Below are 16735 nucleotides of genomic sequence, written 5' to 3'. Positions count from 1 at the left end.
GCCTTCCTCAATCGGCCGCGGGCTTGTCCTTGCGCAGGCTCGCGAACAGCGACCAGGCCATGCCGGCCAGCAGCAAGAGGCCGATGCCCAGCGCGCCCCACAGCCACCACTTGCGCGCCGGATCCGGCGGCGTGGGCACCGGCAATTGCGCCGCCGCGGCCACTGCTGCATCGACGGCGGCCACCGGCGGCTGCGGCAGCACGACGGTGGCCTCGTCCGCCGCCACCGGCTTGTTCGCGCTGTAGCCCGGCAGCAGGGTGGCAAGCGCGAGCGCCGCGCCGGGCGGACCGCCCTGCACGGCGTTCTTCGGCGGCACGGCATTCCAGGCCAGCGAATAAGGCGCGGCACCTTGCGCCAGGAACACCAGCGTGCGCGGCGTGGCGCCCACCACAATCGACGGCGGCGCCGCGCCCAGCAGGCTCACCGGTCCGGCGGTGCGCAGCCGCAGGTGCGTGTAGCGCGCGCCGTCCAGCGCCAGCACCGGCGAGCGCGCCTCGCCGCCCGTTTGCGCAAGGCGGTACACCACCGTGTCGAGCAGCGGCACCTCGCCCGCGCTGCCGGTGGGCGCCACAGGCGGGCGCTGCCGATGCCGCAGCGCATAGAGCGGATTGCGCGGCACGGGCGCCGGGTCGGCGGGAACCGTCGGTGTGGCGGCGAGCAGGCCCGAGATGCCGACCTGCGCCAGCGTGTTGACGTCGGCCAGGTCGATGCGCAGCGCTTCCACCGGCAGGCCGCGCGGCAGTGCGTAGTCGCAATGGTCGGCGCCGCAGCGCTCCGGCTTGAGCGCGCCGGACCATTGGAGCGGCGCCGCGGGTTCGGCCTCCTGCACGCTGTCGATTGCCACGCCGGTCAGCGGCACGCCGTTCTGCGGATCGCTCCAGCGCAGGCGCAGGAAGCGCGCATGCACGCCGCCCAGTTCGACCGCGAGGCGTTCGATGGTCTGCCCGCCGTGCGCGAGCCGCACCAGCTGCTCCTCGCCTCCCACGGGCCGCCAGTGCCGCAGGTCGTCGCTGGCCTCCAGCCTGAAGGCGAACAGGCCGCGCGCCTCCGGCGCCACCTCGAAGCGCGCCTGCAGCAGGCCGCCCTTGAGCTGGCTCGCATCGATCAGCCACTGCGCCGCCTCGGCCTGCTGGCGCGCCGGCCTGCGGGCCAGCGCCAGCGAGCCGTCGGGCCGCACCCTGAAGCCCAGCGATGCATCGTCCGATGCATCTGCGGCACTCGCGGGCAGCGCAAAGATCGGCACTTCCTTCGAGCTGAAGCGCGGGGCCGCGGCCTCGTCGCGCAGCCATGCATAGGGCACGGCATTGCCGGTGGCATTGCGCACCCGGATGTCGCGCAGGTCGCTGCGCGCGGCCAGGCCGTGGATGCCCAGCGGCAGTGTGAGCCGGTAGTACGGCCCGCTGCCCTGCAGGGCAATGGGCGCGGTGGTGGCGGGCTGCGCGCCAGCCGCACCACACCAGGCCGCGGCCATGGCCACGGCGAGGCGAACACCCGCCAGGAGAAGCGACGGCTTCGTGTTCTGCTTCATGCTGCACCTCCTTCGGGCAACACAACATCTTTCTCCTTTTCGATCTTCTTTGGCGGCACGGGCGCGAAATAGCCCACCAGCAGCAGCAATGCGCCCACCGCGATGAACGACACGATGCGGAACAACCCGCCCCGGTCCGCCAACTCGACAAAGAACAGTTTCAGCACCACAACGCCAAGCAGCGCCGCGCCGCCGACCCACAGGGTGCGCACCCCGCGTGCATGGCCGAGCACCATGGCGGCCACGCCGCAGACGGCCCAGGTGATCGAAAGCGCCGCCTGCGTGAGCCACGAGGCGTAGAGCGCATCGAAGCGCCACTCGACGCCCGCATAGTGATGGCAGCTGCGCAGCACCATGCCCGTCAGGAGCGCCAGGCCGGTGAGGCCGAGCACGCCCTTCGCCACCATGGGCTGCACGCGCGCGAACGACGCCTCGGGCAAGGCGCGCCACCACAGCACCAGCGCGAACAGCACCAGCCACTGCGCGAGTTCGAGCGGGTTCAAGAGCGGCACGTAGGGCAGCGGCGCCGCGTCGCCCGGGCTCGCGCCGTTGGTGACCCAGGCCCAGGCGAGCAGATAGGCCGCCACCGGCATCGCCGCGACTTCGAGGTAGGCGGCGCGGTATTCGGCCAGCGGCCAGCGCTGCAGCAGCGCGCGCGAGCGCAGCATCCACAGCGCCACCGCGGGCACGATGGCCCAGCCCAGCAATTGCCAGCTCGACCATTCCGCGCCGACGCGCCCGAGCTGCCACTGGCACTCGCGCGCCGCGAGCAGCACAAAGAACCAGAAGCCCGCCACGTGGAAAGGCACCAGCGCCGATGCGCCCAGCCAGCGCCTTTGCGCATGCAGCAGCCGCAGGTGCCACAGCAGCGCCAGCGGCCAGGCGATCCAGCCGAGCGCACGCGACGGCACGTAGACCAGCGGCGCTGCCAGCGCAACGGCATGGACGGCGATCAGGCCGAGGTCCGGCAAGGTGGCCAAGGTCGCGCGGCCGAGCTGCGGCCAGCCGCGACGGTGCGCCACGAGCGCCGAAAGCGCGGAGGTCACGAGCACGATCGCCACCGCGGCCGCGGCCAGGTGCGCGGCCAGCCCGTTGCGGCGCAGTACCTCGCCACTTTCGTCGAGCCAGCCGAAGAGCCACCAGCCCAGCCCCCAGACCACCGGCAGCCACAGCGCCAGCGGATGGGCACACCAGTCGTTGATCCAGCGCTTGCGCGGAGCCGCCGCGCCGCCGGTGGCGCGCCGCCCTGCTTCGCCGCTGATCCAGCCGCCGGCCAGCAGCGCCGCGAGCCCCAGCACCACCGGCGTCCAGAAGCCCAGGTGCGCGAAAGCCGGCGGCGCGGCTTCGGCATGAAAGATGCGGCCGTAGATGTGAAGCAGCGCCGAGACAAGCTGCAGCACGCCCGCCAGCGCCGCGAGCGGCCCGTGCGCGATGCGCAGCGCCACCCAGAGCACCACGGTCGCCGTGATCGGCCACAGCAGCGCCGCCTGCGCAAGGCTCAGCTGGAACAGCATCGCCAGATGCAGCAGGCCCACGCCCGCGATCACCGCGATCGCATTGCCCAGCGACCACACCGGCTGGATGCCGCGCACCAATGCCGCGCGGTGCGCCTGCAGCATCGACCACGCGGCGCTGCCGAGCAGGCTCAGCGCGATCAGGCTCGCCGCCACTGCGCCCTGCCAGCCGCTCGCCAGCACCTCGTCGCCGCCGCGCGCGTCGACCGCCTGGTGCAGCGTGGCGATGAAGCCGGCCACCGCCAGCGCCTGCATGCCGTAGCTCACGAAAGCCAGCGGGCGCAGTTGCAAGCGCACCGCCACCGCAAAGGCGATGGAGGCCAGCACCGCGGTGGCCGCCGCTGCCCATGGCGGCGTGAACCACTGCCACAGCAGCAGCGTGAGCGCACCCATGCCGAGCCACGGCAGCGCGGTCCCCACGAGCGCCTCCCAGCCATTGCCTTCGTCGAGCCCGGCTCTGCGATGAATCGCCCACATCGCGAAGCCGCTGACCGCGACCAGCAGCGGCCCGATGACCGATCCCTGCAGCAGCGGATGCCCCGCCGCCGCGTCGAGCTGCGTGGCTTCGAGCAGCTTCCACACGGCGCCGGCAAACACCACGAACGAGAAGGCGCGCGCATACACGCGCTGCTGCCGCGCGCCCAGCCAGTACATGCCGGCCGCTTCCACGGCCCAGGCCGCACCGGTCCACCGGCCTTCGAGGCCCAGCGGAATGGCGAGCGTGCCGAAGATCACGCCCACGATGGCGTAGGCCTCCGCCAGCAGCGCGAGGCCCTTGGGCTGCGTGGCGAACACCAGGCGGCCCAGCACCAGGTAGAAGGCCGCAAGCGCCATGGCCGAGAACGCCGCGCCGTATTCCCACGGCTGCATCAGCAGCACCTGCATGCCGAAGGCGACCATGGGCGTGCCGAACACCAGCGAGCTGTCGACGCGGCCCGCACGGCGCAGCGTATCGAGCGCACGCGCGGCCAGCGGCTGCGCGGGCTGCACCGGCGCGTCGAACAATGTGCGGCGCGCGAACAGCAGGCCGATGGCGACGAACAGCAGGAAGAACACCAGCAGGAAGGGCTGCACGATGCCGTACTGGTCGGGCGTGTAGTACCTGTGCGCCCAGCCCGCGGCCAGCGTGAAGGTGCCGACGAAGCCGATCAGGTTCAGCACGCGCCAGGCCTTGAACCATGCGATCAGCACGATGCCCACGTCGAGCACCAGCAGGTAGGTAAAAAGCCCCACCGGCCGGTTCTGCCCGGTGGACGCGAGCACCGGCGCCGCAAAGCCCTCGAGCACCGCAACGATGGCCAGCAGCGGCGCGTTCTGCAGCACCGCGAGCACCGCGCTCAGCACGGCCACGCCGAACAGGAAGGCGAAGCCGGCGGTCGGCGGCAGCAGCTCGTGCAGCTTCATCGCCGCCAGCGTCGTCAGGTAGAACACGCCGATGCCGGCGCCCTGCAGGATCAGCGCGTAGCCGGTGCGCTTGCGGCGCAGCAGCCAGCCCAGCGCGAGCAGGCCCACGCCCACCAGCGCCACGGCCGCATAGCGCAGCTCGACAGGCACCGTGACGCGCTCGGCCGTGTAGCGCAGCAGGAAGGCCAGCCCCAGGAAGAGGATCAGCACGCCGAGCTTCACCAGCATGTTGCCGCCGAAGACCAGGTTGGCGATGGGCGCGGGCAGGCGGTCGCGCAGCGGGACCGGCGGTGGTGGTGGCGGCGGTGGCGGGCGCCGCGGTGTTGCCGGCATGGCCGCGGGCGGCCTGGCGGGCGCGGCGGCTTCGGGCGGCGGCTGGATTGCTGCGGGCCGGATCTCCGTCAGCGGAACATGCGCCGCGGCCACACCTGCATCGGCCACTGCCGCGGGCCGCACGGCAAGCGGCACGGGCGGCGCGGCCTCAGTTGCCTGATCGACAACTGGCGCAGCCACCGCACCACCGGCCCCCTGCGCCAGCCGCTGCTCCAGCAGGCTCACGCGCTGTTCGAGTTCGGCCACGCGCTGCTGCAGCGTCGAGGTGCTGCCTGCGGGTGGCGCGGCCGCACCGCTGGAAGGCTGTGCGCTCTCAGCCTCGCTGCGCGCGGGTCCGGCGGCGGTTTTCTTGCCGATGATCTTCGGCAGCGCGAACGCGCCGACCACCGCCAGGATCAGTGCGGCCGGAACCGATTCAGCCAGGGCCCCGATGAAAAGGCCGGCGATCATGCCAAGGAACCACATCCTCAACTCCCCCGTTTTTGGCGAGCATGGAGTGTACGGCGGTTGCCCGACTAAAAATCGCTCAAAAAGCCCGTGGTTACTGCGGCCTCAGCTATTTGTTTAATAGCAGCGCGCGCTCACACCGGCGTGAGCTTGGCCACAGACAGCGCAAGCCACTTCACGCCATGGCGCGCAAACTTGACCTGCGCGCGCGCGTCGTCGCCGCTGCCTTCGAGCGACAGCACCGTGCCTTCGCCGAACTTGTTGTGGAACACCTGCATGCCCGAGCGCAGGCCGTGCGAGGGCGCGGCCTTCTGCGGCGGCACCGGCGGGCTCGCGAAAGTGTCCTTGCTGCCGCCGTAGCCGCCACCGCTGCTGTAACTGCCGCCACCGCCGCGCGTGCTCGCATAGCCGCCGCCATAGCCGAAGGCCGAGGGCGTGAAGGCCTGGTTCTTTGGCGTGAGCCACTTGAGCGCGCCTTCGGGCAACTCCTCGAAGAAGCGGCTCTTCACGTTGTAGCGCGTCTGGCCGTGCAGCATGCGCGTCTGCGAATGGCTCAGGTACAGGCGCTTGCGTGCGCGCGTGATCGCCACGTACATCAGGCGGCGCTCTTCCTCGAGGCTCTCGAAGTCGCTCATCGAGTTCTCGTGCGGGAACAGGCCCTCTTCCATGCCGGTGATGAACACGCAGTCGAACTCCAGGCCCTTGGCGGCGTGGACGGTCATGAGCTGCACCGCGTCCTGCCCGGCCTGCGCCTGGTTGTCGCCCGACTCGAGCGCCGCATGCGTGAGGAAGGCGGCCAGCGGGCTCAGCGTTTCGCCGGTTTCGGCATCGGGCGCGAGCGGCTCGTCGATGACGGGCCGGTTCGGGTCCAGGCCCTGGCTCGCGGGCGACTGGCGCAGTTCGTCGATGGGCAGCGCCACGGCATCGCGGCCGAAGCCTTCCTGCGTGACGAAACTCTCGGCCGCATTCACCAGTTCTTCCAGGTTCTCGATGCGGTCGGCGCCTTCGCGGTCGGCCTTGTAGTGTTCGACGAGGCCGCTGTGGTCGAGCACCAGCTCGATGATCTCGCGCAGGCTCGCGCCCTGCGTCTGCTCGCGCAGCACGTCGATCTTAGCGACGAAGGCCGTGAGGTTCGAGCCCGCCTTGCCGCCGACGGCATGCACCGCGTCGTGCAGCGAGCGGCCGGCCGTGCGCGCCGCGTCCTGCAGCTGTTCCAGCGTGCGCGCACCGATGCCGCGCGGCGGAAAGTTGACCACGCGCAGGAAGCTGGTGTCGTCGTCCTTGTTCTCGAGCAGGCGCAGGTAGGCCAGCGCGTGCTTGATTTCGGCGCGCTCGAAGAAGCGCAGGCCCCCATACACGCGGTACGGCACCGAGGCGTTGAAGAGCGCCGTCTCGATCACCCGGCTCTGCGCATTGCTGCGGTAGAGCACGGCCATTTCCTTGCGGTCGAAGCCGTCGCGCACGAGCTGGCGCATTTCCTCGACCATCCACTGCGCCTCGGCCAGGTCGGTGGGCGACTCGTACACGCGCACCGGCTCGCCGGGGCCCTGGTCGGTGCGCAGGTTCTTGCCCAGGCGCTTCTTGTTGTGGCTGATGAGCTCGTTGGCCGAGTCGAGGATGTTGCTGTAGCTGCGGTAGTTCTGCTCCAGCTTGATCTGGTGGCGCACATCGAACTCGCGCACGAAGTCGGCCATGTTGCCCACGCGTGCGCCGCGAAAGGCGTAGATGCTCTGGTCATCGTCGCCCACGGCAATCACGCTGTTGTTCTCGCCCGGCACGAACTGGCCTCCGGCCGCGGTGCTGCCCGAGAGCATCTTGATCCATGCGTACTGCAGGCGGTTGGTGTCCTGGAACTCGTCGATCAGGATGTGGCGGAAGCGCCGCTGGTAGTGCTCGCGCACCGGGTCGTTGTCGCGCAGCAGTTCGTAGCTGCGCAGCATGAGTTCGCCGAAGTCGACCACGCCTTCGCGCTGGCACTGCTCTTCGTAGAGCTGGTAGAGCTCGACCTTCTTGCGGTCGTCTTCCGTGCGGATCTCCACGTCCTTCGGGCGCAGGCCGTCTTCCTTGGCGCCGGCAATGAACCACTGGGTCTGCTTGGCCGGAAAGCGCTCGTCGTCGACGTTGAACTGCTTCATGAGCCGCTTGATGGCCGAGAGCTGGTCCTGCGTGTCGAGGATCTGGAAGGTGGACGGCAGGTTGGCCAGCTTCCAGTGCGCGCGCAAAAAGCGGTTGCACAGGCCATGGAAGGTGCCGATCCACATGCCGCGCACGTTGACCGGCAGCATTGCCGTGAGCCGCGTCATCATTTCCTTGGCGGCCTTGTTGGTGAAGGTCACGGCCAGGATGCCGCCGGGGGAGACCTGGCCGGTCTGCAGCAGCCAGGCGATGCGGGTGGTCAGCACCCGCGTCTTGCCCGAACCGGCGCCGGCAAGGATCAGCGCATTGCCCGCAGGCAAGGTGACCGCGGCACGCTGCTCGGGGTTGAGGTTGGCAAGCAGGGGCGAATCGGCCGCTGGGGATGGGGGTGCGCCGGCAGTGGCGTCGTACGAGCCGAAAAGAGACATCCCGGCATTGTAGGAAGCCGGGGCGTCCCGACGCGGCGGCGGGGTTGCCCGCGCCCTTCTTTTACTTCACGAGTTTCAGCGTGCCCTTCATGATCGACGAATGGCCCGGGAAGGAGCAGAAGAAGGTGTAGCTGTCGGCCGCGCCCAGCTTGGCGACCGGAAAGCTCACGCTGTCGCTTTCGCCGCCGCCCACGACCTTGGTGTGCGCCACGACGCGCGCGTCGCCGGCCTTCACATAATCTTGCGGCAGGCCGGCAGCAACGCCGTCGGCGGCGACCGCCTGCACGTCGGCCGTCTTGGCAAGCACCCAGTTGTGGCCCATGGCCTGCTTCGGCAGCTTGCCGGCGTGCTTGAGCTTGACGGTGAATTCCTTGCAGCTCTTGCTCACCTCGATGGCAGGCTTGTTGAACTGCATGGCGTCGTTGCCTTCGATCTCCACGCTGCAGTCGGCAGCGAAGGCGGAGGAAGCGGCGAGAGAAGCGAGCGCCAGAACGGCGGTGGCGGCGAGGCGGCGGCGAAGCATGGGAACGGTCTCCAGAAGAAGAAATGAACGGGGCGCAAGAGGTGCTGCGCCAGCGGCATTGTCGAGCGCGCCCGCCGCGCGGCACTGATCTGCGTCAAATGGTACTGCTGCGGGGCGCGCTTCGCCAATACGGCCCGGCCGGGCAGACCGGCTGGCGAATAAGGTCTATACGAAAGCGCGCAGGAAGGCGCGGCGCCACCTCCCTATAATCAATCACCGGGCCCAAGTTTCTTGTCGCCCGGTTTTTTTGTGCCTGCATGGCGCCAATGACCGGGCCGGGACCAAGCGCCCACGCCGCTCCGAAATCGTTCGGCGGCGCACCTTTCACAGGAAGCTTGGTTTCTCATGCAGATCTTCGATTACGACAACATCCTTTTGCTTCCGCGCAAGTGCCGCGTGGAAAGCCGCTCGGAGTGCGACGCCAGCGTGACGCTCGGCGCGCGCAGCTTCCGCCTGCCGGTGGTGCCGGCCAACATGAAGACGGTGGTGGACGAGCCGATCTGCCTGTGGCTCGCGCAGAACGGCTACTTCTACGTGATGCACCGCTTCGACCTGGACAACGTGAAGTTCGTCAAGCAGATGCACGCCAAGGGCGTGTTCGCCTCGATCTCGCTGGGCGTGAAGAAGCCCGACTACGACACCGTCGACCAGCTGGTGGCCGAGGGCCTGGTGCCCGAATACATCACGATCGACATCGCGCACGGCCATGCCGACAGCGTGAAGAACATGATCGGCTACCTCAAGCAGAAGCTGCCGGGCTCCTTCGTGATTGCCGGCAACATCGGCACGCCCGAAGCGGTGATCGACCTCGAAAACTGGGGCGCCGACGCCACCAAGGTCGGCATCGGCCCGGGCAAGGTCTGCATCACCAAGCTCAAGACCGGCTTCGGCACCGGCGGCTGGCAGCTCAGCGCGCTCAAGTGGTGCGCGCGCGTGGCAACCAAGCCGATCATCGCGGACGGCGGCATTCGCGACCATGGCGACATTGCCAAGAGCGTGCGCTTCGGCGCCTCGATGGTGATGATCGGCTCGCTCTTTGCGGGGCACGAGGAATCGCCGGGCCGCACCGTCGAGGTCGACGGCACGCTCTTCAAGGAGTACTACGGCTCCGCCAGCGACTTCAACAAGGGCGAATACAAGCACGTCGAGGGCAAGCGCATCCTCGAGCCCATCAAGGGCAAGCTGGCCGACACGCTGATCGAGATGGAGCAGGACGTGCAAAGCTCCATCAGCTACGCGGGCGGCCGCGCGCTGATGGACATCCGCAAGGTCAACTACGTCACGCTCGGCGGCGACAACGCGGGCGAGCACCTGCTGATGTAGGCACGGCCGGGTCAGGCCTCCAGCAGCTGCACCGCATCGCGATGCAGCCTGTGGGCCGGATCCGCTAGCGCGTCGACGATGCTGAAGTGGTTCAGCCCGGCAAGCGATTCGCACACGGGCACGGCGTTGCGGCCCCACGCCTGGCGAATCAACGCATTCTGGCGAATGAACTCTTCGCTCTCCTCGGCCCCCACCAGCGCATGCAGCTGGCCGCGCGCGGGGGCCGTCCAGAGCGCGGGGCTGGCGCGTCGCGCATCCGCATCGCCGAGCTTCAGGACGTTTTCGAGGAACGGCGTGCGCTGCAGCGGCCGAAGGTCGTGCAGGCCCGAGATCGACAGCGCATTGCGCACCAGTTGCGCCGGCAGGTCGGGCGCGACCGCCTTCCAGTCGCAGGCCAGCAGCGCGGCCGCCATGTGGCCGCCGGCCGAGTGCCCGGCCACGGTGATGCGCGAGGGGTCGGCGCCAAAGCTCGCGGCATGGCGCCAGGTCCACTCGAGCGCGCGCACCATCTGCATGAGGATGCCCGGCACGGTGACGGGTTCCTCCGCCGTTCCGGGGCACAGCGCGTAGTTGGGCATCACCACGCACACGCCGCGGTCGTTGAATGCGGGCGCAATGAACGAATGGTCCCGCTTGTCCATCGCGCGCCAGTAGCCGCCGTGAATGAACACCAGCACCGGCGCGCCGGGCACGGGTGCGGGAAAGATGTCGAGCGTCTCGTTCACGCCCGGGCCATAGGGCACGTCGATGCGGCCGGCCAGGGCTTCGCGCACGGCTTGCGAGTCGCGCCCCCAGCGGGCGAAGTACGCCGGGTGATCCTTCACGCGCGCAAGATTGTTGTACATGCCTTCCAGCCAGGCGGGTTCGTACGAGGCCATGCAGGTGGTGCTTTCCTTCTTTTTTCGAAGGGCGCATCTTGGCATGCGGGCCATGCGCTGCCGGGCCTGTTCTGGTTAAAATCCGGTTTGCGTTGGGGGGGTAGCTCAGCTGGGAGAGCGCCGCGTTCGCAATGCGGAGGTCGTGAGTTCGATCCTCATCCTCTCCACCATCCCATCAGAAGGGCTCGGATTTTTCCGAGCCCTTTTTCTTTGCCTGGCCACCGGGCACTCCTCCGAGCGCCGATACATCTGCTGGCTGGCAGCCGCAATTTGCATCATTAAGTAACAAAAGTACACATTGCGGTCGGGGTTAAACAAAAAGTATTGCTTTCGACTACAAAAGTAGTAATGTGAAATCCTCGCAGTTATTAATTTTGGCGCAAAAGTGAACCAAGGTGTTACCTCCCAGAGCTTCCGTCCCAGGGGCATCGGTGCCCTGTCGTGGATGGCTGGCGAGGCATGAGCCGTTCTATGCACTCGAAACCGCGCCATGCAAGCCCACTCCATCGACCCGGATTCCGGGACCGACTCCAGCCTCAGTGCCGATGCGCTCATGGTGGCGCGGATGCGGCTGGTGCTGTCGGTGTCGGCGCTGCTGGCGGTCGCAGTTGACCTTCGCGACCCGCAGCTGCGCATAGGCGGCGCCGTCTGGCTCACCTTCTCCTGCTACGCGATCTACAGCCTGGGCGTGTATATCTGCACGCGCAAGGGCCAGCCCTATTTCCAGGGCAAGGCCATCCACTGGTTCGACGTGCTGTGGTTCACGCAGATCGTCTTCGCGAGCGGCGGCACGGGCAGCCTTTATTTTCTTTTCTACTTCTTCGCCATCCTCACGTCGTCCTTCCGGTGGGGATACGAGGAAGGCGCCCGGGTCACCATGGCCTCGGTCGCCTCGTTTGCCGTCTGCGGCCTGGGAGCGAGCCTCGCGGGCGACACGCCGCAGCTGCTGATGCGCACGACCTTCCTGCTGGCACTGGGCCACATGATCGGGCACTGGGGCGGATCGAAGGTCGAGCTGCGGCGGCGCCTTTCCCTGCTGAGCCAGGTGAGCCGGCTGTCGAACCCCCGGTTCGGCGTGGCCCGCACGATCGCCAGCACCATGGAGAAGACGCTGGCCTTCTACAAGGCAAGCCACTGCGTGCTCCTGACGCGCGACACGGCCACCGGCAGCTGGGTCATGCGCACGCTCAGGCAAAGCCACGCGGGCGAGGCGGTCGACGTCGAGACTATCGACCAAGCTTTCGAATTGCCGCTGATGACGCTGAACCCCGGCCACATCGTGCTGCGCAACCGCCTGCCCTGGCCGCTGAGCCGGCTGTGCGTGCAGGGGCATGCCTTCGACCTGCGCCTGCGCCGCTGGTACCCGCAGGACGAGCCGGGCCTGCGGCGCAGCGCCGCGGTTGCCGCCATGCTGGAGGCGCGCTCCTTCATCAGCGCACCGCTGCCGATGCGCCAGGGAGAAGGACGCATCTACGTCTCGTCCGGCGACGGGCATTTCCGCAAATCGGATGCGCTGTTCCTCTCGCACATGATGAACCAGGTCTTTCCCGTGATCGAGACGATCGGGGTGCTCGACCGGATGGCCTCGGAGGCGGCCTCGAAGGAGCGCCTGAAGATCTCGCTGGACCTGCACGACACCGCGATCCAGCCCTACATCGGCCTGAAGCTGGGGCTGAGTGCGCTGCGCAAGAAGGCGGGCGCCGACAACCCGCTGGTCGAAGACCTGGACAAGCTCGCCAGCATGGCCGATGGCGTGGTGGCCGACCTGCGCCACTATGCAGGCATCGTCAAGCATGGCGGCGAAAGCCACTGCGAGTTCATTCTTCCGCACCTGCACCGCCAGGCCGCGCGCATCAAGACGCTCTACGGCATCGACATGGAGATCCTGGTCGATGGCGATGTCCACCTGGACGACCGGATGACGGCCGAAGTGCTGCAGCTGGTGCGCGAAGGACTGAACAACATCTGCAAGCACACCCATGCGCACCGCGGCTGCATCCGCATCGGCTGCGGGGACGGCAAGCTGCAGATCAGGATCGAAAACGAGTCCTGCGGCATGGACTTCTCGAACTTCCGCCCACGTTCCATCAGCGAACGCGCAGCCGCCCTCGGCGGGCATGCGCAGGTCGGCCAGGGCGCGGGCGGCGCCACGGCCGTACTGATCGAAATACCCATCTAGGAAGGCGAAGGTGTCAAGATGCAAGCCACAACAACACCCCCCATCGGCGTCATGCTCGTGGACGACCACCAGACCATGCTGTGGGGCCTGTCGAAGCTGATCGACGGCGAGCAGCCGCGCATGAAGGTCGTTGCCACGGCCAACTGCTTCGAGCAGGCGCTGGAGCGGACCGAGCACCTGGTGCCCGACGTGATCCTGCTCGACCTGGACCTGGGGGGCCGATGCTCCCTCGACATCCTTCCCAAGCTGCTGTCGAACGACGTCTCGCGCGCGCTCATCCTCACGGCCGAGCGCAAGCAGCAGACGCTGGACCTTGCGGTGCTGCGCGGCGCCAGGGGTGTGCTGTGCAAGGATGCTTCGGCCGAAGAGGTGATCGATGCGATCGCACGCGTGCACAACGGCGAGCTGTGCATCGACGCGCAGGCCATGGGCCGCGTATTTTCCGAGCTGACCGCGCCGAAGAAGCCGGTGAAGGCGGACCCCGAAGCGGCCCGGATCGCGAGCCTCACGCAGAAGGAGCGGCAGATCATCCGCGCGGTGGTGGAAGGCAGCGGCGCCGCGAACAAGACGCTCGCCTCGCGGCTGTTCGTGACCGAGCACACCTTCCGCAATCACCTCACGTCGATCTACCAGAAGCTCGACGTGGCCAATCGGCTCGAGCTCTACATCTACGCCATCAAGCACCAGCTCGACGCCGCGCCCCATTGAGGGGGCGCGGGCGCCGGGCTCAATGCCCGCCGACGAGCATCGGCGCGATGATGCGGACCATGCGGATGATCGCCGGCGTAAGGATGACCATCGAGATGCATGGAAAGATGCACAGAACCAATGGCAGCAGCATCTTGGTCGGCACCTTGGCGGCCAGCTCTTCCGCGCGAACCTGGCGCTTGTGGCGCAGGTCTTCCGAGAACACGCGCAGCGACTCGCCGATGCTGGTGCCGAAGCGGTCGGCCTGGGTCAGCATGGTGGCAAAGGTTCCGATTTCCTCCACGCCGGTGCGAAGCGCAAGATTGCGCAGCGACTTCTCGCGCGTGCCGCCGGCGCGCATCTCGAGGTTGGTCCAGTGCAGCTCTTGCGCCAGGGCCTCGCTCTTGACGCGGATCTCCTCGGTGACCTTGACCAGCGCGGCATCGAGCCCGAGGCCCGCCTCGACGCAGACCAGCATCAGGTCGGCCGCATCGGGAAAGTTCTCGAAGATCTCGCGCTGGCGGCTCCTGATCATCGTGCGCAGCACGATGTTGGGCAGATAGCAGCCGAGCAGCGCAGCCATTGCCAGCCACAACAGGGTGGTGAGCCCATTGTCCGCCCCTGCCGCGCGCATCGCCACAAAAGCCAGGCCGGCGAGACCGAGCGGCAGCAGCGTCTTCAAGCCGAAATAGAAGAGGCTCGCGTCCGGGTGGCGGATGCCTGCGCTCAGGAATTTCAAGCGCAGCGGCGAGGTCTCGCCTTCGCCGGTGGGCGAAGACAGCTGGGCGAAGGGCCCGACGATCTTGACAGCGGTCTCGGTCCAGGCCGATTTGCTCGCAGGCGCCACCGCCCTCAAGCGCTGCGCGGTGCGCGAGGGCAGCATCCAGACCGCGAATCCGCCGATGGCGAGAGAGACGGCCACGAAAACGAGAATGGGGAACAGCATGGCATTTCTCCTTCAGACACGGATCTTCACGATCTTGCGCAGGATCAGCACGCCGACCACCATCAGGCCGAGCATGTACTTGACGACGGTGATGCCGATCGGGTCGGTCCACAACGGCGACATAAATTGCGGGTTGAATGCGTTCATCAGCGCCGCCAGTGCAAAAGGCATCAGCCCGAGGATCCAGGCCGACAGCCGCCCTTCCGCCGACAGCACCCGCACCCGCGCCAGCAGCTTGAGGCGGTCGCGGATGAGTCGGCTCAGGTTGCCCAGCACCTCGGTCAGGTTGCCGCCGGAGTCGCGCTGGATCAGCACCGACACCACGAAGTAGCGCATGTCGGTGAGCGGCACGCGCTCGCTCATATTCGTGAGCGCCTGCTGCAGCGAGACGCCGAAACCGACCTCGTCGGCCACCATGCGGAACTCGCCCGCGATGGGCTCGGACATTTCCTCGCCGATCATCTGCACGCTGCTCGCGAACGAATGGCCCGCGCGCAGGGCGCGCGTCACCAGGTCCAGCGCGTCCGGCAGTTGCCTTTCGAGATGCGCCAGGCGGCGCCTGCGCTGGTAATCCAGGTAAAGCAGCGGCACCGCCGCGCCGGCGGCGCCCACCAGCAGGGCAATCCATGCGGGCTGGTTCGCGAGCGATGCCATCGCAAAGAAAGCAAGCATGCCGGACAGCGCACAGGCCAGCAGCACATGGGACACGGTCCACTCCAGCCCGGCCTGGAGAATGAAGCGGTCCAGCCGGTGGGCCCGCGGAAGCTTCAAGAGAACGCGCTGCATCCATGGCGCCTCGCTGAGCACGCGGTCCTTCACGAGCCGCGCCTGCGCGATGCGGTCGGTGGCCGCCGACAGCGCCTGCAGCCGTTTGCCGATCTTCTGCACGCCAGGGCCCCTGTAGGAGCGCCACAGCATGTACAGCCCCTCGATCACCATCAGCACCGTCACGAAGACCAGCACCGACAGCGTGATGAGCGTGTCTCCAACCAGGTTCTGGAACATGGGGGCCTCCTATTCGTAGTGCTTGTCGGGATCGAACATGGCGTCGGGCAGCACCACGCCGAAGGAGTGCAGGCGCTCGACGAATTTCGGCCGCACGCCCGTGGCATGGAAGTAGCCGCGCACGCGGCCGTCGGGGCCCATGCCGGTCTGGCGGAATGCGAAGATCTCCTGCATCGTGACCACCTCGCCTTCCATGCCGGTGATCTCCTGGATGCTGGTGACCTTGCGCCGCCCGTCGACCATGCGCAGCACCTGGATCACGACCGTGATGGCCGACGCGATCTGCTGGCGCACCGAGTGGTGCGGCAGGTTCAGGTTGGCCATGCTGATCATGTTCTCCAGCCGTGCCAGCGCGTCGCGCGGGCTGTTGGCGTGGATGGTGGTCAGCGAGCCTTCATGGCCGGTGTTCATGGCCTGGAGCATGTCGACCGCCTCGGCCCCGCGCACCTCGCCAATCACGATGCGGTCGGGCCGCATGCGCAGCGCGTTCCGCACCAGCGCGCGCTGCGTGATCTCGCCCTTGCCTTCGATGTTCATCGGCCGGGTTTCCATGCGGGCGACGTGCGGCTGCTGCAGCTGGAGCTCCGCCGCGTCCTCGATGGTGATGATGCGTTCTGTGGCGGGAATGAAGCCCGAGAGAATGTTCAGCAGCGTCGTCTTGCCGGCGCCGGTGCCGCCGGAGATCAGCATGTTGATCTTCGCGCTGGCCAGCCCTTCGAGCATCAGCCCCATCTGCGGCGTGAGCGTCTTCAGGTCGTTCACCAGGTTCTCCATCTTCAGCGGGATCTTCGCGAAGCGGCGGATCGACATCATCGGGCCGTCCAGCGCCACCGGCGCGACCACCGCATTGACGCGCGACCCGTCCGGCAGCCGGGCATCGACCATGGGGCTCGATTCATCGATGCGCCGCCCCACCAGCGAGACGATCTTGTCGATGATGCGCAGCAGGTGCTTCTCGTCGGTGAAGCTCACGTCCGTGAGCTCCAGCCGGCCCCTGCGCTCCACGTAGACCTGGTCGTGCGAGTTGACCAGGATGTCCGACACCGTGGGGTCGGCCATCAGCAGCTCGATCGGGCCGAAGCCGAGCATCTCGTGCTGGATGTCGCGGATCAGCGTGCGCCGCTCGATGTCGTTCAGCGCCTCGGGCTCCTCCTGCAGCAGCCGGGTGACCATGGTGGAGATTTCCTGGCGCAGCACCTCGGGCTTCAGGGTTTCGAGCACCGCCAGGTCGAACCTGTCCAGCAGTCTCAAGTGCATTCGCTCCTTCAGGAGCTTGTAGGAGTCCGAGGCGAAGGACGACAGCACCCCATCGGCCAGGGGCGGTGCCGGCGCACGCGCGACCGGTGCGGCTTCGATCGCATTGAGCTGTTCTCTGAATGACATGGGGACCTGCCTTGCTGTTGG

At 67.8% G+C, this 16735-nt stretch carries 11 protein-coding genes and 1 tRNA gene; 4 read left to right on the top strand and 8 right to left on the bottom strand.

Translation table 11 applies throughout. The annotated features are described in order from the left end of the window. Positions 1–7: 7 nt before the first annotated feature. The 4 genes from AC1DSC_RS01465 to azu all read right to left on the bottom strand — a co-directional run bounded on the left by AC1DSC_RS01465 (position 8) and on the right by azu (position 8313). On the bottom strand, positions 8–1528 hold the full coding sequence (locus tag AC1DSC_RS01465; protein ID WP_062362548.1) for a DUF3999 domain-containing protein: 1521 nt from the start codon (positions 1526–1528) through the stop codon (positions 8–10). Continuing rightward, on the bottom strand, positions 1525–5229 hold the full coding sequence (locus AC1DSC_RS01460; protein ID WP_244883382.1) for a DUF2339 domain-containing protein: 3705 nt from the start codon (positions 5227–5229) through the stop codon (positions 1525–1527). Before AC1DSC_RS01460 ends, AC1DSC_RS01465 begins: the two co-directional genes overlap by 4 nt. 131 nt (positions 5230–5360) lie before the next feature. Continuing rightward, the gene (locus AC1DSC_RS01455; protein WP_062362555.1) at positions 5361–7790 is read right to left on the bottom strand and encodes a UvrD-helicase domain-containing protein; all 2430 of its coding nucleotides are present in this window, start codon (positions 7788–7790) and stop codon (positions 5361–5363) included. Positions 7791–7851: 61 nt separating this feature from the next. After that, positions 7852–8313 (bottom strand): azurin, encoded by a 462-nt coding sequence (azu, locus tag AC1DSC_RS01450; protein ID WP_012746678.1) that lies wholly within the window; start codon positions 8311–8313, stop codon positions 7852–7854. 345 nt (positions 8314–8658) lie between these two features. On the opposite strand from azu, the gene AC1DSC_RS01445 reads away from it, so the two are divergent. Beyond that, positions 8659–9636 (top strand): GMP reductase, encoded by a 978-nt coding sequence (locus AC1DSC_RS01445; RefSeq protein WP_062362558.1) that lies wholly within the window; start codon positions 8659–8661, stop codon positions 9634–9636. An 11-nt stretch (positions 9637–9647) separates the two neighbouring features. On the opposite strand, the gene AC1DSC_RS01440 is transcribed toward AC1DSC_RS01445, so the two are convergent. After that, positions 9648–10514 carry an alpha/beta hydrolase gene (locus AC1DSC_RS01440; RefSeq protein WP_062362561.1) on the bottom strand — a complete coding sequence of 289 codons (867 nt, stop codon included), beginning with the start codon at positions 10512–10514 and terminating at the stop codon, positions 9648–9650. 94 nt (positions 10515–10608) lie between these two features. Here AC1DSC_RS01440 and AC1DSC_RS01435 point away from each other — a divergent pair. The 3 genes from AC1DSC_RS01435 (at position 10609) to AC1DSC_RS01425 (ending at position 13401) form a co-directional block, all read left to right on the top strand. After that, positions 10609–10684 (top strand) — tRNA-Ala (locus AC1DSC_RS01435). 320 nt (positions 10685–11004) lie between these two features. Then, positions 11005–12693: a sensor histidine kinase gene (locus AC1DSC_RS01430; RefSeq protein WP_062362563.1), complete on the top strand. Its 1689-nt coding sequence runs from the start codon at positions 11005–11007 to the stop codon at positions 12691–12693. A gap of 18 nt (positions 12694–12711) precedes the next feature. Beyond that, entirely contained in the window at positions 12712–13401 is a 690-nt protein-coding gene (locus AC1DSC_RS01425; RefSeq protein ID WP_012746674.1) for a response regulator, read from the top strand. A 19-nt stretch (positions 13402–13420) separates the two neighbouring features. Here the strand turns inward: AC1DSC_RS01425 and AC1DSC_RS01420 are convergent, their stop codons facing one another. Genes AC1DSC_RS01420 through AC1DSC_RS01410 form a run of 3 tightly spaced genes read right to left on the bottom strand, consistent with a single transcriptional unit; the run spans position 13421 to position 16714 of the window. Further along, complete coding sequence (locus tag AC1DSC_RS01420; protein WP_062362566.1) at positions 13421–14326, bottom strand: type II secretion system F family protein; 906 nt, start codon at positions 14324–14326, stop codon at positions 13421–13423. 12 nt (positions 14327–14338) lie between these two features. Continuing rightward, complete coding sequence (locus AC1DSC_RS01415) at positions 14339–15331, bottom strand: type II secretion system F family protein (protein ID WP_062362570.1); 993 nt, start codon at positions 15329–15331, stop codon at positions 14339–14341. 9 nt (positions 15332–15340) lie between these two features. Continuing rightward, positions 15341–16714, bottom strand: a complete 1374-nt coding sequence (locus AC1DSC_RS01410) for a TadA family conjugal transfer-associated ATPase (protein WP_062362574.1) — start codon at positions 16712–16714, stop codon at positions 15341–15343. Between the last annotated feature and the right edge of the window lie 21 nt (positions 16715–16735).

Source organism: Variovorax sp. 01N425 (assembly GCF_056399465.1).
The sequence above is the reverse complement of the archived record's forward strand: the minus strand, read 5'-3'. Positions and strand labels throughout refer to the sequence as shown.